The sequence below is a fragment of the Mycobacterium sp. E3305 genome (genome assembly GCF_001666785.1).
GTDB lineage: Bacteria > Actinomycetota > Actinomycetes > Mycobacteriales > Mycobacteriaceae > Mycobacterium.
In genome coordinates this window covers 1-24,086 of record NZ_LZJA01000255.1, presented here as the reverse complement: position 1 = coordinate 24,086, position 24,086 = coordinate 1, and the positions used below count along the sequence as shown (strand labels likewise).

Annotated in this window: 24 protein-coding genes and 1 pseudogene; 15 read left to right on the top strand and 10 right to left on the bottom strand. The window is 67.1% G+C overall.

Annotated elements, in window-relative coordinates:
- Positions 1-2 precede the first annotated feature (2 nt).
- Genes A5701_RS23170 through A5701_RS23155 form a run of 4 tightly spaced genes read left to right on the top strand, consistent with a single transcriptional unit; the run spans position 3 to position 3,979 of the window.
- On the top strand, positions 3-1,310 hold the full coding sequence (locus A5701_RS23170; RefSeq protein WP_067759710.1) for an LLM class flavin-dependent oxidoreductase: 1,308 nt from the start codon (positions 3-5) through the stop codon (positions 1,308-1,310).
- Between the two features lie 31 nt (positions 1,311-1,341).
- The gene (locus A5701_RS23165; RefSeq protein WP_067759707.1) at positions 1,342-2,166 is read left to right on the top strand and encodes a coniferyl-alcohol dehydrogenase; all 825 of its coding nucleotides are present in this window, start codon (positions 1,342-1,344) and stop codon (positions 2,164-2,166) included.
- Positions 2,163-3,155, top strand: a complete 993-nt coding sequence (locus A5701_RS23160) for a cyclase family protein (protein ID WP_067759705.1) — start codon at positions 2,163-2,165, stop codon at positions 3,153-3,155. The genes A5701_RS23165 and A5701_RS23160 overlap by 4 nt, the downstream gene beginning before the upstream one ends.
- Positions 3,155-3,979, top strand: a complete 825-nt coding sequence (locus A5701_RS23155; protein WP_067759696.1) for an alpha/beta fold hydrolase — start codon at positions 3,155-3,157, stop codon at positions 3,977-3,979. Before A5701_RS23160 ends, A5701_RS23155 begins: the two co-directional genes overlap by 1 nt.
- Here A5701_RS23155 and A5701_RS23150 read toward each other — a convergent pair.
- The 4 genes from A5701_RS23150 to A5701_RS23135 all read right to left on the bottom strand — a co-directional run bounded on the left by A5701_RS23150 (position 3,976) and on the right by A5701_RS23135 (position 8,176).
- Positions 3,976-5,610, bottom strand: coding sequence for a multicopper oxidase family protein (locus tag A5701_RS23150; RefSeq protein ID WP_067759692.1), 1,635 nt, complete (start codon positions 5,608-5,610; stop codon positions 3,976-3,978). The genes A5701_RS23155 and A5701_RS23150 overlap by 4 nt on opposite strands.
- 149 nt (positions 5,611-5,759) lie before the next feature.
- Complete coding sequence (locus tag A5701_RS23145) at positions 5,760-6,626, bottom strand: ABC transporter substrate-binding protein (protein WP_067759688.1); 867 nt, start codon at positions 6,624-6,626, stop codon at positions 5,760-5,762.
- A 5-nt stretch (positions 6,627-6,631) separates the two neighbouring features.
- Positions 6,632-7,375, bottom strand: coding sequence for an SDR family NAD(P)-dependent oxidoreductase (locus A5701_RS23140; protein WP_067759683.1), 744 nt, complete (start codon positions 7,373-7,375; stop codon positions 6,632-6,634).
- 33 nt (positions 7,376-7,408) lie between these two features.
- A complete protein-coding gene (locus A5701_RS23135; protein WP_067759678.1) occupies positions 7,409-8,176 on the bottom strand; it encodes an SDR family oxidoreductase in 768 nt (255 codons plus the stop codon).
- A gap of 148 nt (positions 8,177-8,324) precedes the next feature.
- Between A5701_RS23135 and A5701_RS23130 the strand changes: the two genes are divergently transcribed.
- Positions 8,325-9,131: an SDR family NAD(P)-dependent oxidoreductase gene (locus A5701_RS23130; protein WP_067759673.1), complete on the top strand. Its 807-nt coding sequence runs from the start codon at positions 8,325-8,327 to the stop codon at positions 9,129-9,131.
- A 10-nt stretch (positions 9,132-9,141) separates the two neighbouring features.
- Here A5701_RS23130 and A5701_RS23125 read toward each other — a convergent pair whose 3' ends face one another.
- The gene (locus A5701_RS23125) at positions 9,142-9,786 is read right to left on the bottom strand and encodes a PAS domain-containing protein (protein ID WP_067759669.1); all 645 of its coding nucleotides are present in this window, start codon (positions 9,784-9,786) and stop codon (positions 9,142-9,144) included.
- A gap of 219 nt (positions 9,787-10,005) precedes the next feature.
- On the opposite strand from A5701_RS23125, the gene A5701_RS23120 reads away from it, so the two are divergent.
- The 9 genes and pseudogenes from A5701_RS23120 to A5701_RS23085 all read left to right on the top strand — a co-directional run bounded on the left by A5701_RS23120 (position 10,006) and on the right by A5701_RS23085 (position 19,183).
- Complete coding sequence (locus A5701_RS23120) at positions 10,006-10,671, top strand: TetR family transcriptional regulator (protein ID WP_067759664.1); 666 nt, start codon at positions 10,006-10,008, stop codon at positions 10,669-10,671.
- 11 nt (positions 10,672-10,682) lie between these two features.
- Positions 10,683-10,877, top strand: coding sequence for a ferredoxin (locus A5701_RS23115; RefSeq protein WP_067759844.1), 195 nt, complete (start codon positions 10,683-10,685; stop codon positions 10,875-10,877).
- Position 10,878: 1 nt separating this feature from the next.
- Positions 10,879-12,126: a cytochrome P450 gene (locus A5701_RS23110; RefSeq protein WP_067759658.1), complete on the top strand. Its 1,248-nt coding sequence runs from the start codon at positions 10,879-10,881 to the stop codon at positions 12,124-12,126.
- A gap of 159 nt (positions 12,127-12,285) precedes the next feature.
- Positions 12,286-13,347, top strand: a complete 1,062-nt coding sequence (locus A5701_RS23105; RefSeq protein ID WP_197505044.1) for an amidohydrolase family protein — start codon at positions 12,286-12,288, stop codon at positions 13,345-13,347.
- 8 nt (positions 13,348-13,355) lie between these two features.
- Complete coding sequence (locus tag A5701_RS23100; protein ID WP_067759648.1) at positions 13,356-14,606, top strand: Xaa-Pro peptidase family protein; 1,251 nt, start codon at positions 13,356-13,358, stop codon at positions 14,604-14,606.
- Complete coding sequence (locus tag A5701_RS23095) at positions 14,596-15,714, top strand: Xaa-Pro peptidase family protein (RefSeq protein ID WP_067759643.1); 1,119 nt, start codon at positions 14,596-14,598, stop codon at positions 15,712-15,714. The genes A5701_RS23100 and A5701_RS23095 overlap by 11 nt, the downstream gene beginning before the upstream one ends.
- Positions 15,715-15,716: 2 nt before the next feature.
- Positions 15,717-15,835, top strand: a pseudogene (locus A5701_RS29425) (enoyl-CoA hydratase/isomerase family protein); the annotation flags it as partial.
- Positions 15,836-15,948: 113 nt separating this feature from the next.
- Positions 15,949-18,366: a CaiB/BaiF CoA-transferase family protein gene (locus A5701_RS23090; RefSeq protein WP_231972869.1), complete on the top strand. Its 2,418-nt coding sequence runs from the start codon at positions 15,949-15,951 to the stop codon at positions 18,364-18,366.
- Positions 18,367-18,373: 7 nt separating this feature from the next.
- The gene (locus A5701_RS23085; protein WP_067759639.1) at positions 18,374-19,183 is read left to right on the top strand and encodes an SDR family NAD(P)-dependent oxidoreductase; all 810 of its coding nucleotides are present in this window, start codon (positions 18,374-18,376) and stop codon (positions 19,181-19,183) included.
- Here the strand turns inward: A5701_RS23085 and A5701_RS23080 are convergent.
- From A5701_RS23080 to A5701_RS23070, 3 genes are all read right to left on the bottom strand, one after another.
- Positions 19,180-20,010, bottom strand: coding sequence for an SDR family NAD(P)-dependent oxidoreductase (locus A5701_RS23080; RefSeq protein ID WP_067759635.1), 831 nt, complete (start codon positions 20,008-20,010; stop codon positions 19,180-19,182). The two genes, A5701_RS23085 and A5701_RS23080, sit on opposite strands and share 4 nt — an antisense overlap.
- An 11-nt stretch (positions 20,011-20,021) precedes the next feature.
- A complete protein-coding gene (locus tag A5701_RS23075; RefSeq protein WP_067759629.1) occupies positions 20,022-20,870 on the bottom strand; it encodes a mycofactocin-coupled SDR family oxidoreductase in 849 nt (282 codons plus the stop codon).
- A 230-nt stretch (positions 20,871-21,100) separates the two neighbouring features.
- Positions 21,101-21,751, bottom strand: a complete 651-nt coding sequence (locus tag A5701_RS23070) for a TetR/AcrR family transcriptional regulator (RefSeq protein WP_067759625.1) — start codon at positions 21,749-21,751, stop codon at positions 21,101-21,103.
- A 242-nt stretch (positions 21,752-21,993) separates the two neighbouring features.
- Between A5701_RS23070 and A5701_RS23065 the strand changes: the two genes are divergently transcribed.
- The gene (locus A5701_RS23065) at positions 21,994-23,169 is read left to right on the top strand and encodes an acyl-CoA dehydrogenase family protein (protein WP_067759622.1); all 1,176 of its coding nucleotides are present in this window, start codon (positions 21,994-21,996) and stop codon (positions 23,167-23,169) included.
- Here A5701_RS23065 and A5701_RS23060 read toward each other — a convergent pair.
- Together A5701_RS23060 and A5701_RS23055 are read right to left on the bottom strand one after the other, a co-directional pair.
- Entirely contained in the window at positions 23,166-23,429 is a 264-nt protein-coding gene (locus A5701_RS23060; protein ID WP_067759618.1) for a DUF4190 domain-containing protein, read from the bottom strand. The two genes, A5701_RS23065 and A5701_RS23060, sit on opposite strands and share 4 nt — an antisense overlap.
- Before the next feature lie 143 nt (positions 23,430-23,572).
- On the bottom strand, positions 23,573-24,086 hold a 514-nt coding region (locus A5701_RS23055; RefSeq protein WP_197505043.1), incomplete at its 5' end, for an acyl-CoA dehydrogenase family protein.

Sequence of the window (24,086 nt, the reverse complement as noted above, 5' to 3'; positions counted from 1 at the left end):
AAATGAAGGTCTCGCTGTTCTACGAGTTCGCCCTGCCACGGCCCTGGGCACCCGACGACGAACACGTCATGATGCAGGAGTGCCTCGACGAGGTCGAGGCGGCCGACAAGGCCGGCTTCTCCACCGTCTGGCTCACCGAGCACCACTTCCTCGAGGAGTACTGCCACTCGACGGCGCCGGAGATCTTCCTGGCCGCGGCCAGCCAGCGGACCAAGAGCATCCGGCTCGGATTCGGCATCATGCACCTGCCGCCGGTGGTCAATCACCCTGCCCGGGTCGCCGAACGCATCGCCACCCTCGACCTGCTCTCCAACGGCCGAGTCGAGTTCGGCACCGGGGAATCGTCCTCCGTGGGCGAACTCGGCGGGTTCAACATCGATCCCGCCGACAAGCGGGCCCAGTGGGAAGAGGCCCTCGAGGTCTCGATCCGCTGCATGATCGAGGAGCCGTTCTCCGGCTTCGACGGCGAGCACGTCCAGATGCCGGCGCGCAACGTCGTTCCCAAGCCGCTGCAAAAGCCCCACCCGCCGGTCTGGGTGGCCTGCACGCGGCCGGCGAGCGTGCAAATGGCAGCCCAAAAGGCAATCGGCGCCTTGAGTTTCGCCTACACCGGTCCCGGCCCGCTGACCGAGCGGGTGAACGGGTACTACAAGGAGTTCGAAGAGAACGGCGTGCCCGTCACGCCGCGCATCAATCCGAACATCCTGGCCATCGGGGGCGACCTGTCGATGATGGTCGCCAAGACCGACGAGCAGGCGCTGCAACGGCTGGGACAGGGCGGCGGCTTCTTCTCGTTCGGCATCATGCACTACTACATGACGGGCGTTCACACCCCCGGGCGGACCGGGGTATGGAAGCGGTACCTGGAAGAGGTCGAGAAGGATCCGACGCTGGCCTACGGCCCCGGGCGTGGCGCGATCGGATCGCCCGCCACCGTGCGTGAATTCCTGCGCGGCTACGAGGAAAGCGGTGTCGACGAGATCATCCTGCTGCTCAACCCGCGCAGCCACGAGGGCACGATGGAATCCATCGAGTTGATGGGCTCCGACGTGCTGCCCGAATTCATCGAGCGCGACGCCAAGGCGGTAATCGAGAAGGCCAAGCGGTTGGAGCCCGTCATCGAGAAGGTGGAGGCGCGGCGGCCGCAATCCAGCGCGCCGCAGTTCGACGAGAAGTACTCATTCGGTGGGCTGCCCACCGGCCGGGGCGGTAAGTTCACCGCCAGCGAAATCCCCGAAGCGATGGCGGAGATCAACGAGGGCCGGGTGCAGGCGGCCCAGCGGTTGAAGGAACAACAGCAGAACAAGTGACTCCGGGAGGTCGCTGAAACAGGAGACGGCCTTGGGATCGATCGACGAGCTCTGGCGCTACGACGGCCGCCGTGCGGTGGTGACCGGGTGCGCCTCGGGCATCGGGGGGCAGCTGGTTCGCCAACTCACCGAACTCGGTGCCGACGTCGTCGGGCTGGACAGGCTGCGACCGGACGTGCAGCTCAACGACTTTCGTGAGGTGGACCTGGCTGTCCAGGGTTCGATCGATGACGCCGTCGCCTCGATCGGCGGGCCGGTCGACGCGCTTTTCAACGTCGCCGGCGTCTCGTCCGGGATCGGCGACCCCGCCCTCGTTGCCACGGTGAACTTCCTGGGCCTGCGCCATTTCACCGAGGCGCTGGTTCCCAAGATGGTCGCGGGATCGTCGATCGTGAGCGTGTCCTCGCTCGCGGCGGCCGCCTATCGCGAACACGTGGCGCTGGTCGCGCCCCTGCTGAACACCGCGACGATGCGGGAGGGCATCGAGTGGTGCCACGCCAATCCCCAGGGCCTCGGCAACGGCTACCAACTGTCCAAAGAGGCGATCATCTTCTACACCATGCGAAGCGCTACACCGCTGGGTGCCAGGGGCATCCGCATCAACTGCACCGGCCCCGGGGTCACCGAGACCCCGATCCTCGACCAGCTCCGGACTGCGTACGGGCAGGGATTCCTCGACGACATCCCCAAGCCGTTGGGTCGGGTCTCCGACCCCGAAGAGCAGGCCGCGGTATTGCTCTTCTTGAATAGTGGTGCAGCCAGCTACATCACGGGCCAGGTCATCTGGGTCGACGGCGGAAACGTGGGCGCCGCGATTGCGCGTGACCTCTTACCAAGGCAGGAAGGAGCCCGGTGACCGACTTGACCGACTTCCGTCGGGCCGCGCGCGACGTCTCCAACTGGGGACGGTGGGGCGACGACGACGAGCTAGGCACCCTCAACTTCATCACCGCGGACAAGGTAGCCCAGGCCGCGAGTCTGGTGAGGCACGGCAAGGTGTTCCCGCTCGGCGTGGACTTCGGCGCCTCGGGTCCGCAGGGCGCGTTCGAGTTCCGGCACAACCCGGTCCACATCATGACCGTCGACGGCGGCGACGTGCACACGCTGGCCAAGTACGGGCCGAACTGGCCGCGTAACCCGTTGGCCCACCAGCTGAGTGGCTACATGACGGCCGACAACCCGTTCCGGTTCAACGACGACATCATCATCATGCCGTTGCAGGCGGCGAGCCAGTGGGATGCGCTGTCCCACGTCTACTACGACGACCACCTCTACAACGGTTTCGCGGCGGATTCGGTGACCAGCATGGGCGCCTACCACTGCGGTATCGACAAGGTCGACGTCAAGGGCATCACCTCCCGCGGCGTGCTGCTGGACCTGGTTCGCCACCGCGGGGCGGAGGTCTTCCTCGAAGCCGGGAATCCGATCTCGCCGGAGGAACTCGACGACGTGGTTCGCGCCCAGGGCGTGACCATCGGCCGGGGCGACATCGTGCTCATCCGGACCGGCTGGTGGACAAGGTTTCTCATGACCGGAAACAAGACGGAAGGCTACTCCGGGCTCGACTGGCGGTGCGCCCACTGGCTGCACGATCACGAGATCGCGGCCGTCGCCGCCGACAACCTTCAGGTCGAAGACCTGGTGTCCGGCATCGACGGAATCACCTTCCCCCTGCACCTGCTCTGCCTGCGCGACATGGGGATGATCTTCGGCGAATACTGGGACCTCACCGCGCTCGCCGAGGACTGCGCCGCCGACGGCGTGTACGAGTTCCAGCTCGTCGCGCCGCCCCTGCGGGTGGTCGGGGCGGTCGGCTCTCCGGTCAACCCGATCGCGATCAAGTGATGGCCTTCGCGCGCAAGAGCATGCTGGTGGACGGCCTGACGACCGGCTACCTTGAGGCGGGCGACGGCGAGCCGGTGGTGCTGCTGCACGGCGGTGAATTCGGCGCGAGCGCCGAGCTGGGCTGGGAACGCAACATCGCGGCGCTGGCCGGCCGATACCGGGTGCTCGCACCGGACCAGCTGGGCTTCGGGGCCTCGGCGAAGGTCATCGATTTCGTCGACGGGCGCGGGATGCGGATCCGGCACGTGGCGCGGTTCTGTGAACTGCTCGGCGTCGACTCGGCGCACTTCGTCGGCAACTCGATGGGCGCCATCAACCTGCTCACCGACGCCACGGCGGACACGTCGCTGCTACCGGTCCGCAGCCTGACGATCATCTGCGGGGGCGGAGACATCCAGCAGAACAAACACTTTGCGGCGCTGCAGGAGTACGACGCGACGCTCCCGGCCATGCGGCGCATCGTCGAAGCCCTGTTCCACGACCCCGGCTATCCGGACGACGAGCAATACGTGGGACGCCGCTACGAGTCGAGTACCGCGCCGGGTGCGTGGGAGGCGGTGGCGGCGGCGCGTTTTCGCCGCCCGGGCTCGTCACGTCCCCCCACCCCGTCGAGCGCGCGGGTCTACCAGCGCATCAGCGTGCCGACGTTGGTCGTCGAAGGGGGAGAGGACAAGCTGCTGCCGGCCGGCTGGTCCGCCCAGATCGCCAAGCAGATCGACGGTGCCCGCTCCGTCGTGGTCGACAGGGCCGGCCACTGCCCACAGATCGAGCAGTCGGCAGCGGTGAACGGTCTGCTGCTCGATTTCCTCGCCGCGAACGTTTAGAACACGTAGTCCAGCCGGGTCTGCATGCCTGCCTCTTGGTGATAGGTGTTGTGGCAGTGCAACATCCACAAACCCGGATTGTCGGCCACCAGCACGGCGAGCAGTTTCTGGTTGGGCAGCACCATCAGGGTGTCCTTGCGGGGTCCGGGGCTTCCGTCGGCCTTGATCAGTTGGAAAGTGTGGCCGTGCAGGTGAATCGGGTGATACATCATCGTGGTGTTGTCGAACGTGATCGTGGGGCGTTCACCCTGCCGGACGTGCAACGGTTCGGTGTCGCTGTAGGGCTTTCCATTGATAGTCCAGTTGTACTGGACCATGTTGCCGCCCAACACCACCGGGAGGTTCAGGCCCGGCTGCGGCCGGCCCAGGTTCACCGGCGTTGTGGCCGTGAACATCTCGACCGTGCCCACCCGTCGATTGAGCTCCGGCGGTTGGAATCCGGGGTCGGGCGGGCCGCCCGCGCCGGTGGACAGCAGCGCGCGGGCCAGAGCGTTCTTTCCCTCCGCGAGTGCGACCAAGGGGAATACGCCGTCGGCGGCGGTCACGATGACGTCGTAGCGCTCGGCCATCCCGATCAGCAGCGCGTCGACCTGGGTGGGGACCACGGGGTAACCGTCGGTGTGGGTGACCGTCATCGAATGACCGGCCAGCGCGACGCGGAACGTGGTGTCGGAGCCGGTGTTGATGAAGCGGATCCGGATGCGCTGCCCCGGCTTCGCGCTGAAGCTCATGGGAGCGGCGGGGATTCGGCCGTTGATCAGGTAGTAGGGGTAAGCGATGTCGCCGGCGTCGCCGCCGAGCAGATCGCTTCTGCCCACGCTGCCGCCAGAGGTCGCGGCCGTCGGGGGCGGCGGGCTTGTCGAGCTGGTCGGGCTGGTCGACGTTGCCGAGGTCTCACTCGTCGACGTCGTCGTGGGCGTCTCACTCGTGGTGGAAGTGGTGGTCGTCGTCGGGGGCGCGCTTGGCGGGGCGGGCTTGTTCGGGCTGGTCAGTTCGGTGTAGAGCTGCTGAGGCGACTTTCCGATGCCGTCGGTCCAGTCATCAAGTACCACAATCCATTCGGCATCGTAATTGCCCTCCGTCGGGTCGTCGACGATGACCGGCAGGTAGAGACCCGTGTCGGCGTCCAGGCCGCCGGTATGCGGATGGGCCCAGTAGGTGCCCGCATTCGGGACGGAGAAGCGGTAGGTGAAGTCCTGGCCGGCCGGGATGTTCGGGCTGGCGGGCGCGGCGCCGTCCATGTCGTTGCGCAGCGCGATGCCGTGCCAGTGCACCGACGTCGGGTGGTCGAGCCGGTTCGACACGTTCACCACCAGCTCGTCACCGATTCGCGCCCGAATCGGCGCTCCGGGGATCGAGTTCCCGTAGGCCAGCGTGCGGACAACGGGACCGCCGAGGTCGATCTGGACCGATTGAGCGGTCAGGCTGGCGGTGACGGTGCGGCCGCTGTGCGGCCGGGCGGCCTCGGCGGCGTCAATGGCGGCGGCCATCTGGGCGTCGCCCGACAGCGCGGGCTTGGATTGACTGCACGCCGTCAGCGCGAACCCCCCGGCGATGCCGGCGGCGATGAATCCTCGCCTGGTGAGGAGCGTTTGCTCGAAGGGGGCACCACTTGCGGGTTGCACACGCATCGATCGCTCCTCGTTTGCTCGACTCGTCCCCCTGTCTTATACCGCGTCCGGGCGGCCCGCGGAGCGCAACGGGCAGCACCGATCGTGGGCGGCGAGCAGCGCCGCGCGGCCGAAGCGAACATGAACCGACCTCGTTTTTCAGTGCCCGGCTAGACGGCAGGCTGGTAGATCCGCTGGGCCGGCAGCGGCGTGACGCCGAGTTCGGCGGCGACCGCGTCGAGCGCGCGCTGGGCGGTATCGAGGTGCACCCGGCCGTCGGCGGTGAAGTACGGACCGATGTAGTGCTCGTAGTGGCGTTGCAGTTCGGCGACCGTCAGCCGGTTCAAGAATGACGCCATGTGGCCGATCGCCAAATCGGGCCGTTCCGCCATGGTCTTCAGGGCACGTCGGTTGGCCCGCACCACCGCTTGGACAGCCGGGCTGTCGATCGGAAGCCGGGTCGGATCCACAGCGACTCCGACGGTGGGAATCTGGAAGTGATCTCCCACCCAGGCCAGCGCGTGGAAGCCTTCCTCCTCGGCGACCTGCTCGGGATCAAGAGTGCTCCCGACATACGCGGCGTCGATCGACTTATCCCGCAGCTTCCTCAAATCCATCTGGTAGTCACCGGGCGCGCGCACCACACACTCGAGGTCGTGATCGGGATCAAGGCCGTGCCGACGCAGCACGATTCGGGCGAAGCAGCCCGGCGCGGTGTGCGGTGCGTGCACCGCAAGCCGGCGCCCGCGAAGATCCGCCATGGATCTCACCCCGGCGCCGCCCAGGAACCAGAACAGCGGACGGTGCGTGTTGACGCTCAGGACCGTCCATTCGATGCCGTGCGTCAGTCGCGACAACACGGCACGTCCGAGGCCGATCGTCGCGCAGGAGCGCAGACGCTCTGTGTCCCAGCCTATTCCGTCCCGCACCGCCACGTGCACCCCCTCATCGTGGAAGTAACCCTCCTGATCGGCCACATACGCGACCAGTTCTTCGTGAATGCCGCGCCCGACGTAGGCCAAATCGATGGTGTGCACGGTGTTCAGTCCATCGCCAGGCCGCCGTTGACCGGCAGATAGTGCCCGGTGGTGAAACCCGAGTCCGCACTGGCCAAGAACGCGATCGTGTGGGCGACCTCCTCGGGGGTGACGAGCCTACCCATCGGCGCGGCCTCTCCGAGCTGACGCACCCGCTCGGAGGAGAGCTGCCCGGTCACCGTCGTGCCGCCCACGGTGGCGGGCGCGACGAGATTCGCGGTGATCCCGTGCGGCGCCAGCTCGAGTGCGACGTATCGGACGAACTGGTCCAGCGCCGCCTTCGCCGTGCCCAGCGCGATCATCCCTTCGCGCGGACGACGCGAAAGTCCGGTGCTCAGATAGATCAACCGGCCATATTCGCGGGAAATCATGTGCGGTACAACAGATTTGGTCAACAGGTATGCGGCGTGCAGCTCGGTGTTCACCTTGCCACCCAGTTGTTCCCAGGTGAGGTCGGCGAACGAGGTGACGACGAACGGGATCAGCGCATTGTGGACCAGCACGTCGGCCCCGCCCCAGCGCTGCGCGATTTCGTCGACCATCGCCGACACGTCGCCGGGCACGGTGACATCGGCTTGAATCGCGACGGCTTCGCCGCCGGCCGCGGTGATGCCGGCCACCACCTCCTCCGCTTCCGGCGCGCTCGCGCGGTGGTTGACCACCACCCGCATGCCCGCCTCGGCCAGGACCCGCGCGGTCGCCGCCCCGATTCCCCGGCTTGCTCCGGTGATCAATGCGACTCGTGGCATCGGTCTCACCCCCCGGTGGCTTTCCGCGGCCGGCTAGCGCGCACCGCTGGGAGTTTGACTGGCCTTCCAGTCGCTGAAGCGGGTGGAGTAGATCGTCGGGTCTTCCCCGTCGATGGGAACGATGCTGTGGTCATCGAGTTCGGCGCCGTAGTAGCGCGCCGTCGGATCGGTCACGACCTGGCGTGCATCGCCGTCCGCGGCCAGGCTGGCGCGGGCGAAGTCGTCCATGCCCAGCTTTTCGGGACCCGCGATGTTGGTGACCCCATTGGTCGGCTCACCGGCCGCTGCGCGGCTTACGGCCGCGGCGACGTCCTTGGCGGCGATGGGCTGGAACGCCGCATGCGGCAGGCGAACAGTGTCGCCGTCGGTCGCCGAATCGGCGATGCCGCTGACGAATTCGAAGAACTGCGTCGCCCGCACGATCGAGTACGGCTGTCCCGATTCCTTGATCAGCTTCTCCTGGGCGACCTTGGCCCGCATGTAGCCGCTCTCCTGGGTGCGATCGGCGCCCACGATCGAGAGGGCTACATGGTGCTGCACGCCGGCGGCCCGCTCCGCCTCCAGCAGGTTGCGGGTGGAGGTGGTGAAGAAGTTCAGCACATCGTCGTCGGCCCACGACGGCGAATTCGACACGTCTACCACCGTGTGCACGCCCGCCACGGCCTCGGCGAGACCTTCGCCGGTCACGGAGTCGACCCCCGACCGCGGCGAGGCTGACACCGCCTCGTGCCCCAACTCCGTCAGATTGGCGATGACCTGCGACCCGATGAGTCCGCTGCCCCCGATGACCAATACCTTCATGTCGAGCCCTCCCGAGTTTCCCGATGAACTGGTCCCCTCAGCATGGCCGGTGCGCGGGACAAGGGGAACCCTCGGGCCGTACCCTCTCCCTCCGACCGCTTAAATCAACTGCTTGACTTAACCTGGTCGACGCGGATTAACTCGTCGGGTGGTCAACGAACTGGCTGGCAAGGTTGCCATCGTTACCGGCGGCGCGTCGGGAATCGGTCGCGGGATAGCGGAACGGTTCGTTGCCGAGGGGTCGCGGGTGGTCATCGCCGACGTCGAGGCGGACCGGGGCGAGGAGCTGTCCGCCACGTTGGGCGCCGGGGCGTTGTTCCGGCGCACGGACGTCTCCGATCCCGAACAGGTCGGGGCTTTGGTCGCCACCACCGTCGAGAGATTCGGCGGCCTGCACGTGATGGTGAACAACGCCGGGATTTCCAGCCCCCTGCGCCGGCTGCTCGACGACGATCTCGCCGACTTTCACCGGGTGATGGGGGTCAACGTCCTGGGGGTGATGGCCGGCACCCGGGATGCCGCTCGCCACATGGCCGAAAACGGCGGCGGATCGATCATCAACCTGACGTCGATCGGCGGAATCCAGGCGGGCGGCGGGGTGATGATCTACCGTGCTTCGAAGGCCGCGGTCGTCCAGTTCACCAAGTCGGCGGCAATCGAGTTGGCGCGCCATGAGATTCGGGTCAACGCGATTGCCCCCGGCAGCATCCCCACCCCTATCCTGGCGTCGTCGGCGGTCGACGTGGATCCGGATGAGCTGGCGCGGTTCGAGGCGAAAATTCGGCAGGGGATGCGCGACGACCGGCCACTGAAGCGGGAGGGCACGCCCGAGGACGTCGCCGAGGCGGCGTTGTACTTCGCCACCGACCGGTCGCGCTATGTCACCGGTACGGTGCTGCCGGTAGACGGGGGGACGTCCGCCGGCAAGGTGATCCGCCCCCGCAAGGGCGAGTGAGGGCGCCGCGTCAGGGCTCTTGCGCTGGATGTCCGGCGTGGGTTTCCAGCCGTAGCTTCGCGAGTGCCTGCGCGCGCTCAAGGTCCTCGGCGCCAGCGCTTTTAGTGATCACGCTGTGCGAGTGCGTCAGCACGCCGAGCACCGCTTCGCTGGGGAGATCGGGAAATTGGCGCCCGAGCACCTCGGCCGCGCGCCTCAACTCGAAAAGTTTCGGATACGCGCGCTCCTCCGGCGTCGGGGGTACGACGCGGGTGACGTCCTGGGCGTGCTGCAGGACGGCGACGGTCTTCTTGCCGTCCTTGATCGGGTCGTTCATCGGTGTCCAGACCCGGTAGACGAACGCGCCCGGGTTCCGCCGGTCGGGAAGGTCGTAGCGCTGGACCCCCATCCAGTGCCGAACCCCACGGCGGAAGACCCACTCCAGCGACGCGGAGACGTTGGCCACCCCGTCCGCTTCAGGATCAGCCGGGTTGTCCGGAAAGACGTCGAACAGCTGGTGGCCCAGCAGCTCTTCGCGCGGATGCCCCGACACGCGTTCGCAGGCGGAATTCACTGCGCGGATGCGCAAGTCGGCGTCGGCCAACAGGTACGGCGACCACTTCGATTGGAACCACGCGGATTCCTCGATCGCCGCTACCCGGCTGGCTGACAACATGCCTACCCCCGCAATGGTTCACCGTCCTGACACCGCCACGTCGCCGCCGCGCAAGAAGCCATCGTGACCCAGTGGGGCCGACCCGGGCGAGGGACCTTTGTCACCCGCTGTCCGCCATGTGGCACCGAAGCGACGCCGTCGCACGGCGAACGGCGAATGGCGAATGGCGAATTAAATCAATCGCTTGACTTAATCGCGCGGCCGCGGTTGACTGTCCGGGTGACCACCATCGGCCGGACCGTGCGAACCGAGCGGGCCAGTTCCACGCAGGAAGCGATCTTGGTCGCGGCCGAGCGGTTGTACGCCGAGCACGGCATGTTCGCGGTGTCGAACCGTCAGGTGAGCGAGGCCGCCGGCCAGGGCAATAACGCCGCGGTGGGCTACCACTTCGGCACCAAGGCCGATCTGGTCCGGGCGATCGAACACAAGCACCGCCGGCCGGTCGAGCAGTTGCGCGAGCAGATGGTGGCCGAGTTGCTCGACTCGAAGAAATCCCCGGGGATGAGGGATTGGGTCGCCTGCCTGGTGCGCCCGCTGACCGATCACCTGGAGGAGCTCGGCAATCCCACTTGGTATGCGCGGTTCGCGGCGCAGGCGATGACCGATCCCGCGTACTACAACATCATCGTCAAGGGCGCGCTGAGCTCACCGTCGCTGGTCCAGGTCGTCGACGGCATCAACCGCTGCCTGCCCGACCTGCCGGCCGAAGTGCACTTCGAACGAAACATCATGGCCCGCAACCTGTTGATGCACACGTGCGCCGATCGGGAACGAGCGCTGGCCGCGGGTGCTTCACCGTCCCAGCGGTCCTGGCGGGCCGCGGCATCGGGCCTCATCGACGCCATCGTGGGCTTGTGGCTTGCGCCCGTCACGCCGTACGAGTGAAAGGTCTGCAGATGAAAGTGGCTGTCGACCAAGACGTCTGCGCGTCATCGGGGAACTGCGTGTTGAACGCGCCCGAGGTGTTCGACCAGCGCGACGATGACGGCGTCGTGGTTCTGCTCAACCCCAGTCCATCGCCCGAACAGGCCGACGGCGCCCGGCGGGCAGCCGCGGCCTGCCCCGCGCTCGCCATCCACATCGAGGAATGACATGTCGGAAACGCTGACCAACACTTCCGCGGCCGAGGCGGCATCCGGGATCCCGGATTATCCGATGCCGAGGCAGGTGGGCTGCCCGTTCGCGCCGCCGCCTGGTGTGATGGCGCTGGCCAAGATGCGACCGCTGTCCCGGGTCCGGATCTGGGACGGCAGCACACCGTGGCTCATCACCGGGTACGAGCAGGTGCGGGAGCTGTTCTCGGATTCCCGGGTCAGCGTCGACGACCGGCTGGCCGGTTTTCCGCACTGGAACGCGGGCATGTTGTCCACGGTGCACAAGCGGCCGCGTTCGGTCTTCACCGCCGACGGGGAAGAGCACACCCGGTTTCGGCGCATGCTGTCGAAACCCTTCACGTTCAAGCGCGTTGAGGGTCTGCGCCCGGCCATCCAGCAGATCACCGACGATCACATCGATGCGATGCTGGCCGGCCCGCGGCCCGCCGACGTGATCACCGCGCTGGCGTTGCCGGTTCCGTCGTTGGTGATCAGCCAGTTGCTCGGGGTCCCGTACGAGGACGCCGACATGTTCCAGCACCACGCGAATGTCGGGCTCGCGCGGTACGCGACGGGCGAAGACACCGTCAAGGGCGCCATGAGCCTGAACAGGTATCTCGCGCAGCTCGTCGAGGCCAAGATGGAGGATCCGGGCGAGGATGCGGTGTCCGATCTCGCCGAGCGGGTGAAGGCCGGCGAGCTGAGCGTGAAAGAGGCGGCGCAGCTGGGTACCGGGTTGCTGATCGCCGGGCACGAGACCACCTCGAACATGATCGGCCTCGGGGTGCTCGCGCTGCTGATGAACCCGGACCAGTTGGCGGTGTTGCGCGACGCCGAGGACCCCAAGGTCGTTGCCAGCGCGGTCGAGGAATTGTTGCGCTACCTCAGCATCATTCAGAACGGTCAGCGTCGCGTCGCGCTCGAAGACATCCACATCGCCGGCGAGACGATCCGCGCCGGCGAAGGGATCATCATCGACCTGGCCCCGGCCAACTGGGATCCGCACGCATTCCCCGAGCCCGACCGGTTGTACCTGCACCGCTCGGGGGCCGACCGCAACGTCGCTTTCGGCTACGGCCGGCATCAGTGCGTGGGACAGCAGCTCGCCCGCGCCGAGCTGCAAATCGTGTACCGCACCCTGCTCCGCCGCATCCCGACGCTCGAACTGGCCGTCCCGGTCGAGGACGTGCCCCTCAAAGACGACCGACTCGCCTACGGCGTCTACGAACTTCCGGTGACCTGGTAGCCCCCGGGTCGCTACGCTCACAACGCCGATCCGAATGGAGGGTCAACGATGACGACTCAAACAAGCACCGTTTCGCTCTATCCGCCCGGCGGCTTCGGCGCCCCCAAGGATCGCCGCGGCCACGCCTCGGGCGCGGACGTCGGCCTGCCGCCGGGAACCGTGGTGTTCTCCGCGGACAACCACATCTCGCTGGCGGATGACATTTTCTACCAACGCTTTCCCGACGACCTCAAGGACAAAGCGCCGCGGATCTGGTACGAGGACGGCGCCTACCAAGTCGGCCGCAAGGGTCAGTCGTTCCTGCCGGGTGACTTCAGTGCGGTGCTGATGCAATACGACGACCTTCCGGGCGCGGCAAGCACCAACATCGAGGCGCGCATCCAGGAGCTGCACGACGACGGCGTCGAAAAGGAACTGGCGTTCCCCAACGCGATCCTGGCGCTGTTCCATTACCCGGACAAGAAACTTCGCGAACTGGCCTTCCGCATCTACAACGAGTACATCGCCGAGCTCCAGGAACGCTCGGATGGCCACTTCTACGGCGCCGGCCTGATCAACTGGTGGGACCCCCAAGGGACCCGACGGACGCTGGACGAGCTGAAGTCACTGGGGCTCAAGACTTTTTTGATGCCACTGAACCCGGGCAAGGATGACGACGGCAACCCGATCGACTACTCCAGCACGTCGATGAGCCCGGTGTGGGATGAGATCGAAGCCGCCGGCCTTCCGGTCACCCACCACATCGGGGAGACGCCGCCGAAGAGCCCGACCGAGTTCAACAGCGTCGTGGTCGGGATGATGATCAACATCGACGGCTTCCGGGAGACGTTCGCCAAGTACATCTTTGGCGGCATCCTCGACGATCATCCCGGCCTGCGGATCGGCTGGTTCGAGGGCGGCATCGCCTGGGTTCCGTGGGCGTTGCAGGACGCCGAGCACCTGGTCGCCTCCTACCAGCACATGTTCAACCGCCCGTTGCAGCACGACGTGCGGTACTACTGGGACAACCATATGAGCGCGTCGTTCATGGTCGACCCGCTCGGCCTGCAGCTGATCGACAAGATCGGTGTGGACAAGGTGATGTGGTCCAGCGACTACCCGCACAACGAAAGCACCTACGGGTATTCCGAGAAGTCGCTGGCCGCCGTCGTGGACGCGGTCGGCCCCGCCGACGCCGCGAAGATCGTGAGCGGCAACATCACCGCATTTCTGGGCCTGTAGGAGACCCGATGACGACGTTCGCGCAAGCGGGCGCGGGCACCAGCAGCCTGGTGATCCCCGAGACGCCAGACCTGGGCCGCATGCGCCGCGAAACAGGGGACCGGCTCCGCTCGGCGATGGCCGAACGCGGCGTCGACGCGCTGATCCTGCTGGGCAACAGCGCGGTGGTCTATGCCACCGGGACGAGTTGGCCGCTCGGCGACGCCGGGCTGTCCTATGTGGAGCGGCCGGTCGCCGTCGTGCTCGCCGGGGACGAGTGGCCGCACCTGTTCCTGCCGTTCCGTGAGGGCGCGTCGCAGGAGTCGGACCTGCCCACCGATCATGTGCACGGCCCGGTCTATCTCGAATTCGACGAGGGCGTCCAAGAATTCGCGCGCCTGCTGGCCGGCTTGATCCCGGCCCAGGCGGTGATCGCGGTCGACGAGTGCACCGGCGCCATGTCGCGCGCCGCGAAGTCGCTGTTTCCCGGCGGTCCGCCCGTCGATGCCGCGGCCGTTGTGAGCGCCGCCAAGTCGGTGAAGACGCCGGACGAGTTGTCGTGCATGCGCACCGCCATCCGCATCACCGACGAGGCGATGGTGGAGGTGCACAAGCGACTGGCTCCGGGGATTCGCCAGATCGAGTTGTCGGCGAGCTTTTTGCGGCGGGCCTTCGAGTTGGGTGCCACCGCCAGCATGCTCGAACCGATCTGGCAGGTGATGCCGCCGAGCAAGGCCGACGGCGTATGGACCACGCACGGCGACCTGGCGTTGCCGCTGCTGACCACCGAGCGGGTGCTCGCCGAGGGCGACGTGCTGTGGACCGACGTCAGCATCACCTACCGGGGCTACTGCTCGGATTTCGGCCGCACGTGGATCGTCGGCAGGGACCCGTCGCCACGCCAGCGGGCGCAGTTCGACCGGTGGTTCGAGATCATGACCGCCGTTCTCGGTGTCGCCAAAGCCGGCGTCACGGCGGCCGATCTGGGCCGGGCCGCCATCGAAGCCAATGGCGGGAGCAAGCCGTGGCTGCCGCACTTCTACCTGGGCCACGGGATCGGTGTGAACGCCGCCGAAATGCCCATGATCGGAACCGATCTCGGCGCCGACTTCGACGAGAGCTTCGTCCTGCGGCCCGGCATGGTGCTGGTCTTGGAGCCGGTCGTGTGGGAGGACGGCACCGGCGGTTACCGCAGCGAAGAGGTCTTGGTAATCACCGAGGAGGGCTGGATCCGCTTGACCGACTACCCCTATGACCCTTATGGCTCCCATGTCAGTTGAAGTTTGCCCCGACGACCGTGCGCTGCGCTCGGGTCGCCGCCGGCGTGTGCTGGATCAGATGGCGGCGCGCGACCTCGACGTCCTGGTTCTCGGCCGCCAAGCCAACGTCCGATACGTCACCGGCGCGCCGCAGTTGTGGGTCGCCGGCACCCGGCCGTTCGGCCCGACGTGTGTGCTGGTGCGCGACACCGGCGCGATCCATCTGCTCAGCACCTGGGATGAGGGCGTCCCCGACGACATCCCGCACGAAAACCTCTACGGGATCACGTGGAACCCGATGAACACCGTGTCGGCGCTGCAGCGCATCGACGGGGCCGCCGCCGCCCGGCGCGTCGGAACCGACGCGATCTCACCTGTGTTCGCGCAGTTGTTGCCGACGGCGTTCCCCAACGCGGAACTCGTGGACGGCGAACTGGCGATGCGCGCCGCCCGGCGCATCAAGACGGCCGAGGAACTGGTCCCGTTGCGCGAGGCAATCGCGGTCGCCGAGTCGGGCTTGGCCGCTGCCGTGTCCGAATTGCGGCCCGGGGTAACCGAACAGGCGCTCGCCGGCGTCCTGCTGGAGGCCGTCGCGGCCGGCGGGGTGAGCACGCCGTCGAACCAGGATGTCGCATGGGTGACCTCGCCAGACCACCCGTGGCGGCTAGCCACCAGCGACGGCCGGGTGAAAGATGGCGACCTGGTGGCGTTCTCGGCCGGTGTGCTGGCCGGTGGCTACGTCGGCGAGGTTGGACGCACCTGGCCGGCCGGCGCGGCCCGCGGTGCGGCGGCGCTGTATCGGCGCTGGAACAGCCTGTGGGACAGGCTGCTAGCCGCATGCCAACCCGGAACCGGAGCAGGTGAGTTGTTGTCCGCCTACGAGGCCGCGGGGGAGGCCGCGCCGCCGATGCCGGTCGCCCGCGGGCTGGGCATGGGCTTTGACCCACCCGTCATCTCCAATCGCCTGCCGGCGACCGCCGCGGGGGAACGGCTCGAGGCCGGCATGGTGTTGGCCGTGACTGGCTACGTGTGGGAGCAGGGAACCGGTGCCGTCTTCGGGCGGGAGGCGGTACTCATCTCCGCCGACGGACCCGAGGTGCTGACTTGCAGCCCGTCGTGGCACGAATAGTCATGTCCGGCAACTCGGAACCCTCCGCCGAGGAGATCGTCAGGTACCACAAGGATGGCGAGACCCGCATCGCCCCATCACGTTCGATCGGCCGGATCAGCTGAATGCGCCCACGATCGCCGGGCTGGGCGGGGCGGTGAGAGACAACGACGGTAAGTTGCCACCGGAATGGCGGCCGAGCAAGAAGGGGCGCAAGGGCGCCAAGAAAGACACCGACCGAAAGCGGAAGCGGTAGTGGCGGAACCGACCCCCGAACCACCGTTGGCCGGCTATGCCGTGGTCGACCTGTCCACCGGGATAGCGGGCGCCTACTGCACCAAGTTGCTCGCCGACGGCGGGGCCGACGTCGTCAAAGTCGAGCCGCCGAAGGGCGATCCACTGCGTTCATGGTCCGCCTCCGGCACCCGCATACCACCCGGCGGTGACGGCGCGCTGTTCAGCTTTCTGGCCGGAGCAAAGCACAGCGTCGTCGCGGATCCGGGCATCGAAGACGACGTCGAGCTGGTCGACAGGCTGCTCTCGGCCGCCGATGCGGTGGTGTGGTCGGGCGGCTCGAAAGTCGCCGAACACGACGATTTTTCGCCTACGGCAATGCACCGCCGCTACCCGCATCTCACCGTCATGTCGATCACGCCCTTCGGCCTCCAGGGGCCGTGGCGTGACCGTGCGGCCACCGAATTCACGCTGCAGGCATGGTCGGGCGGCATCATCGGCCTCGGCCGTGGCGAACCGGGCCGGGCGCCGGTGTTCGTCGGCGGACAGGTCGGCGAGTACATGGCCGGCGTCCACGCGAGCGCGGCGATGCTGGCATCGCGCTACGGCCGAACCTGCGGCGGCGCCGGCGAACTCCTGGACCTGTCGATGCTGGAAACCCAGATCTTGTCGCTGACCTATTATCCCGTCACCTATTTCGAGATGCTCGGGCGGCCGTGGCGCGACGCGCGGCGCCTTACCGTTCCGGGCGTCGCCCGCGCCAAGGACGGACTCGTCGACGTCGGCTGCGGGACCGCGCAACAGTGGTTCGACCTGTGCGCGATGATCGGCCGTCCGGAATGGATCGACGAACACCTCGAACTGACGATCACCGAGCGGGCCAACCTCAACGCCGACGAGATCTACGCGTGGTTCGAAGACCACACCGTGGAGGAGATCCGAGAACTCGCGACGGCGTTCCGGATACCCAACGCTCCGGTTGCCAACGGCGCCAACGTCGCATCCCTTGACCACTTCGTCGAACGCGGCTCGTTCGTGCGCAGCCCCGACGACCGGTTTGTCCAACCGGGCCATCCTTATCGACTGCATCCCCCACTGCTGTGCCGGCCCCAACCGGCGCCGCGGCTGGGGGAGCATACGGCGCATTATCGGACCGCAAACCTGACCCTCCGCCCCGGGCCGAGCCGGCCGGCAAACCCGCTGCCCCTGAACGGGGTTCGCGTGCTCGACTTGACGACGTTCTGGGCCGGCCCATGCTGCACGCATTTCCTGGCGATGCTGGGCGCCGACGTCATCCACGTCGAGTCCGTCCGCCGCCCCGACGGGACCCGGCTGATCGCCGGCGTTCCCGTCACCGAAACCCAGTGGTGGGAGCGGTCGCCGATTTTCGCGGCGCTCAACACCAACAAGAAAGACTTGACGCTGGACCTGCAGACCCCCCGCGGGCGGGAGCTACTGCGCCGGTTCATCGCGACCTGCGACGTGGTCGTCGAGAATTTCACGCCCCGCGTCCTCGAGCAGATCGGGCTGGATTTCGCTGCCGTGCAGGCCATCAAGCCCGACGCGGTGCTGGTGCGGATGCCGGGGTTCGGCCTGGACGGGCCGTGGCGCGACAACCCGGCCTTCGCCTATGTCATCGAGGCGGCGTCCGGACTGACGTGGCTGACGGGATACGCCGACCGCACGCCCTACGATCCCTACTCGATCGGTGACCCCAATGCCGGCATGCACGCCGCGAATGCGGTGCTGCTGGCGCTCTCGCACAGGCGGCGCACCGGCCGGGGCGTGTTCGTCGAAGCGGCGATGGTCGACGCCGCGCTCAGCATCGCCGCCGAGCAGCTCATCGAATACTCCGCCTACGGGGCGCTGCTGGCACGCGACGGCAACCGGGGGCCCAGGGCGGCACCGCAAAACCTCTACCGCAGCGCCGATGTCGATGAGTTCGGCCGGGCCGACAGCTGGGTAGCGATCGCGGTGAACACCGACGAGCAGTGGGAGGCCCTGGGCGCGGCGATCGGGTCGCCCGCCTGGGCAACGGATCCCAAGCTGGCCACCGCAAGCGGGCGCAAGGAGCGGCACGCCGACATCGACGTGCGGTTGTCGGCGTGGTGCGGGCGCCGCGGCGGCGACGAGATCCTCGCAGCCCTGTGGGACGCCGGCGTTCCGGTGGCCAAGGTCATGCAACCGCACCGTCAGACCGAACTCGATCAGCTGACATTCCGCGGGTTCTTCGAGGAAGTCGACCACCCGGTCAACGGTCCGGCTAGGCTCAGCACCGTGCCGATCAGGTCGTCCGGTGGGCCCTCGACGTTCCACACCCAGCACGCGCCGCTGCTCGGGCAGCACAACCACGAATTGCTGGCCGAACTCGGATTGAGCGACGCGGAGATCGCCCAGTTGGAGGCCGACGGCGTCATCGGCCACGAACCGGCGATGTGACACGGCGATGGCGATCGATCCCTCGGACATCATGCTCACCGGCCGCGTGGCGGTGGTCACCGGCGGGGGAGCGGGCATCGGCCGTGGCGTCGCGGCCGGGCTTACCGCGTTCGGCGCGTCGGTCGCGATCTGGGAACGTGACCCGCAGACCTGCGTCGACTCCGCGGAATCCATTGGTGCCCTTGGCATCTCGATTGACGTACGGGACAGCGCCCAGGTCGACGACGCGCTGCGGCGCACGAACGCAGAGCTCGGCGTCCCTTCCATCCTGGTGAACAACGCCGGAGGGGTGTTTTCCGCACCGCTGCTGGAAACGAGTGAGAACGGCTGGGATGCGCTGTACCGGGCCAACCTGCGCCACGTGCTGCTGTGCACCCAGCGCGTCGCGAGACAGCTGGTGTCCGCGGGCCAGGGCGGCAGCATCATCTCGGTGACGTCAATCGAGGGGGTGCGCGCCGCGCCGGGCTACGCGGCCTACGCGGCGGCCAAGGCGGGGGTCATCAACTACACCCAGACCGCGGCGCTGGAACTGGCGCCACACGGCATCCGGGTCAATGCGATCGCGCCCGACATCACGCTCACCGAGGGGCTGGCACAGCTGGGCGGCGAGGCGGCCCTGGCCGGAATCGGCCACGTCGTGCCGCTGGGGCGTGCCGGCCATGTCGACGAGATCGCCAGTGTCGCAGTGTTCCTGGCCTCCGACATGTCGGCCTACCTGACCGGGCAGACCCTGCACGTCGACGGCGGCACCCACGCGGCGAGCGGCTGGTACCACGACCCGCAGACGGGGAATTACCGGCTCGGTCCGTCCGGTTAGTGGTTCCACCCTTCGGCGGCTTGGTCTTCGAAGGTGCGGTCGATGCGCTCGAACCTGCGGCGGACCGACGCGCGGGCGGCCTCGTGCGGCAGCACATACAGGCGGTTGGCCAGGATCGCGTCGGCCGTCAGTCGGGCGACGTCTTCAACGCCGACGCCCTCGTCCTGAGTTGGTAACGTCCCGTCCGCGGCCTTCGGCGAAGACGACAGCCCGTAATCCGCGCCGCGGATCCGTTCGGAGTTGGAGACCAGCTTCGTCTCCACGACCATCGGGCAGAGCACCGATACGCCGATGCCACTGTCTTTTACTTCGCGGGCGAGCGTCTCGGCCAGGCCGACCACCCCGTATTTGGCGACGCCGTACGCCCCGAGGCCGGCGTTGGGAACCAGGCCGGCGAAGGATGCGGTGAAGGCGATGTGTCCGCCCGTGCCCTGTTCGAGCAGCCTCGGCAAGAACGCCTCGACGGCGTGGATGTTGCCCCACAGGTCGATGTCGATGACCCATCGCCAGTCGTCGTGGGTCATCTGCGCGATCGGACCGGCAACCACGATGCCGGCGTTGCTGAAGACGACGTCGACGCGGCCGAGCAGTCGGAAAGATTCTTTCGCGAGGTGAACCATCTCATGGAGATGCCGGACGTCGCACACCACGCCGTGCGCGTCGAATCCCTGGGCGCGCAGGTGGTTTACCGCCTGCTCCAGGCCTGGTTTATCGACATCGGAGAGCACCACGCGGGCGCCCCGGCGGGCGAATTCGGTGGCGGTGGCCAAGCCGATACCACTCGCCCCGCCGGTGACGACCGTTCCGCGACCTTCAAACCCGTCCATGGGACGGAACTCTATTTCAAGCAGCTACCCGCATCGATGGGCAGGGTCACGCCGGTGATGTACCGGGATTCGTCGGAGGCAAAGAACAGCACCGCATTGCTGACGTCGACCGGCTCCACCCACGGAATCGGCAGGATGTGGAACATCTGGCAGATCGGCGCCATGTCGTCGGGACCGGGGTTCTCCAGGTCCGGGCGGAACATCTTGAAGGTGCCATCGTTGTGCAACATCGGCGTCTTGACGTGGGTCGGGTGCACCGAGTTGACCCGAATCATGTGTTGCCCCAACTCGACTCCGAAGGCACGCATCAACCCGACGACACCGTGCTTGGCGGCGACGTAGTGGCCGGTATGAGGGTAGGCCTTCAGCCCGCCGACCGAGCTGGTCAGGATGATCGAACCACCCCTGCCGCCCGACAATAGATGCGGCACACCGGCTTTCACGGTCTTCCACACGCCGGCCAAGTTGATGTCGATCATCTCGGTCCAGTCTTCTTCGCTGGTCTTGTCCAAAGTGTCGCCACCGTTACCGATTCCGGCGTTGGCCACGATGATGTCCAGCCGGCCGAGTTGTTCCACACCGCTGTCCACCGCTGCTTTCAGCGCGCCGAAGTCACGGACGTCGACTTCGGCGGTGAAAATCCTGCGATTGTGTGCCTTGACCAGGTCCGCCGTCTCTGCGAGGTCCTCGGGCGTCGAGGCCGGGATCGCGGTGTCCGTCACGCCCTCGCGGATGGGCTTACAGATGTCGATGGCGATGATGTCGGCACCCTCTTGCGCCAACCGCACCGCGTGGCTGCGGCCCTGACCGCGTGCCGCTCCAGTGACGAAAGCGACCTTGCCCTCAACACGTCCGGTCATGGCTATCTCAACTCCTGACTACTGATCGCACGCCTCGGCGCAGAGCAACCGGGACCGCGTCCCCCGGGCTCGCGGGTCTCGCCGCCTTTTGCACTCTGTCACCACCGGTCATAGGTGTCAACGCCGAATCCGTTTCGGCTATTTGTGGTTCTAAATATTAGAGAATCTGATTCTCGGCAGCAAATGAGGTGCGGTATTTGATCAGTTCTCGCGGGAAGGCGGGGCCGCTGCTAGCCGACGAAGCCGCGCGAGCAGAAATCCCATACCTCTTCGCTGGTGATGGGGTGGATGGTCGCGTCGTCGGAGCCCCCGCTGGATTGCGCGATGAACATGACCGTTTGCATGGTCATAGCGGCCATGCGCTTCGCGTTCACGCCCGCCCGCAGCTCGCCGGCGTCGTAGGCCGCTTCCATCAGCTCGGTCAGCAAAGCCAGCAGGGGGGCATGGGCCACCTTCACCTCGGCCGGATGTGTGACCAGCAACCGCGGAGCAAAATCGGTGAACAGTGGCCGCTTGGCCGTCGGATCCGGGCGAGAGGCCTCATAGAGGAGTTGGACGGCGACCTTGAGTCGTTCCAGGGGATCGGCCTGGCTCTCGGTGGCGGCGCGAATCTGGTCGGCGGACCGACTCAAGGCGTCTTCGAACAGCGCCAGCAGCAGTTCATGCTTGCCATCGAACTGCAGGTAGAAGCTGCGCAACGACTGGCGGGACCGGTCGACGACCTCCTGCACGGTAAAGTCCGTGGAGCCCTTTTCGATGATGATCGCCTGCGCCGCGTCCAGGAAGCGCTGAACGCGTTGCGCGGCACGCAGTTTGGCCGTCTTGATCGACCTCTCGACGGCGCGCTGCTTCCAGGCCGGCTCTTCGCTCGGACTGGTCACGGCCGGCTCAGCTGATTGCCGCGAGGGGAGAACATGGTTGGACTCTACCGGAGAACGCCGTGACATCGCTGCGCTCGACCCCCTCACGGATCATGTGTCGGAGATTGTAACTTTCTCGTCACGAGAATACTATTCTCTTAGACGTGTGTATGGAAGCGTAATCATAAGAGCGAACCGCGCCGTCGGCGGAAATCGTGATCTACCGACGCGGGGGGGTGCTCACGACCGTTGCGGGGAGTCGCGTGCAGCTCACCTTTGACGCGGACGTGGAGGCGTTCCGCTCCGAATTCATCGCCTTCCTGGACGCGCATCTGCCCTCCGACGCCGAGGCGTTCGAACGGCCACGCTCCAGCTCGCACGTGCCGGACTGGGCCCGCCGCTGGCAGCGGCTGCTGTTCGACAGCGGGTGGCTGCTCCCCGGAAATCCGCCCGAGTTCGGCGGACGCAACGCCACGCTGCTGCAGCAATACGTGTACTTGGAGGAACTCGGGCGGCGACGCATCTATCAAAGCTTCAACCCGCAGGGCGTGGGCATCATCGCGGCCTCGCTGTTGACCTTCGGCACGCCCGAACAGCAGCACAGGTGGGCGGCGCCGATATTGCGGGCCGAGATCACCGCGTCGCTGGGAATGAGCGAACCGGGGGCGGGCTCGGACCTCGCGTCGCTGAAAACGCGCGCGGTGCTTGACGGCGACCACTTCGTCGTCAACGGGCAGAAGGTGTGGACTTCTGGCGCCCACGACGCCGACGTGTTGCTGACCTTCGTGCGAACCGACCCAAAGGCGCCGAAGCACAAGGGTATTAGCGTGCTGCTGATTCCGACCGATACGCCGGGGGTGGTGCGCCGCCCGTTCGCGTCGATGTGTGACAGCGACGAAGTCGACTTCAATGAGGTGTTTTTCACCGACGCGCGGGTGCCGGCCGAGAATCTGGTGGGCGAACTCAACGGCGGATGGCGGGTGGCGACCGGTTCCCTGGGGCACGAACGCGTGATGCTGTGGATGGGGTACGTCGACCTGCTGCACGAATTGAGCATCGATTTCGCTCCCGCGAGCTCACTTGAGCGGGATCGCTACGCCACCCTGGTGATGGACGCCTACGCGTTGCGCCTACTGGGGTCCGTGGCGTTGTCGCGCGCCGCGCGCGGGGAAGAGGACGTGCCGGCCCAATCGGTCCTCAAGTTGCTGGGCTCCGAAGCCCTGCAACGGGCATCGGAGGACGCGTTGAATGCCGCGCAGACGGACGGGCTGGTGCACCGCGCGGTGACCGCCCCGTTCGCCGCCCTCAACCTCGACAGCCATTACCGCAGCTGGTTCGACCGATACGCGCGCACCTTCGCCGCGACGATCGCCGGCGGCACGTCGGAGATTCAGCGGAACATCATCGCCGAGCGCGTGCTCGGCCTCCCCCGGAATTAGCGGGCGTCCCGCCAGGCGTAGTACCCGATCGCGACCAGCCCGGCGGCGATCGACACGGCGCCTAACACCATGCCCGCCAGTGCGGTTCGGGGATTGCTCGCTTCGCCCCGCTGGACCCGTCTGCGCGCCGCGTCCCCCGTGATCACCGCCGCGATCCCGAAAGGCACCCCGAGCAGCATCCAGCATGTGAGGAGCGCGACCACGCCGACGAGCAGCGAGGCGACGCCCAGCTCGTTTCGAGGAGGCTCGGGCTGACTCATCGCGTCCCATCGTCTCGGTGGCCAGACGAAGTGTACGCGCACCCGTTAGATCACATCCGTCACACAGATTCAGGACCCGCCATTCTGCTCGCCGCACAGCGACAACGGGAGGCTACTACTGGCGATCAGGATTCCGGGGCCGGCTAAAGCTCGGCAAGCCGTGGCGCAAAACCCCTGTCCACCAGAGCCTTTCCGGCATCCCGGGTCAGCTCCCGCGTGTTGCCCAGCAGACCGTCCAGCGTCAGCGACCGTTTGACGTGGTGGTGCAGCGCGTGCTCGGCGGTGAAGCCGACCCCGCCGAGCACCTGCTGGCAGTGCCGGGCGGCGGTCAGCGCCGCCTGGCCGGCGGCGGCCTTCGCCAGCAGCGAGGCAAGGCCGTCGTGATCGTCGGAATGCGTGGCGACATGCAGCGTCGCTTCGGCACCCTGGATCGCGACCAGCGTCTCGGCCAGCCGGTGCCGGATCGCCTGGAAAGAGCTGATGTGACGGCCGAACTGGACGCGGTCCAAAGCGTGCCGGCGCGCCAGCGCCAGCATGGCCCGGCCGGCGCCGACCAACCACCAGCCCAATGCCCGCCTGCCCGCGTCCAGTTCGGCCGTCACATCAGCTCTTTCCAGGCGATCCGGCACCGGCTGGCCGAGACGCTGGTCGCGATCC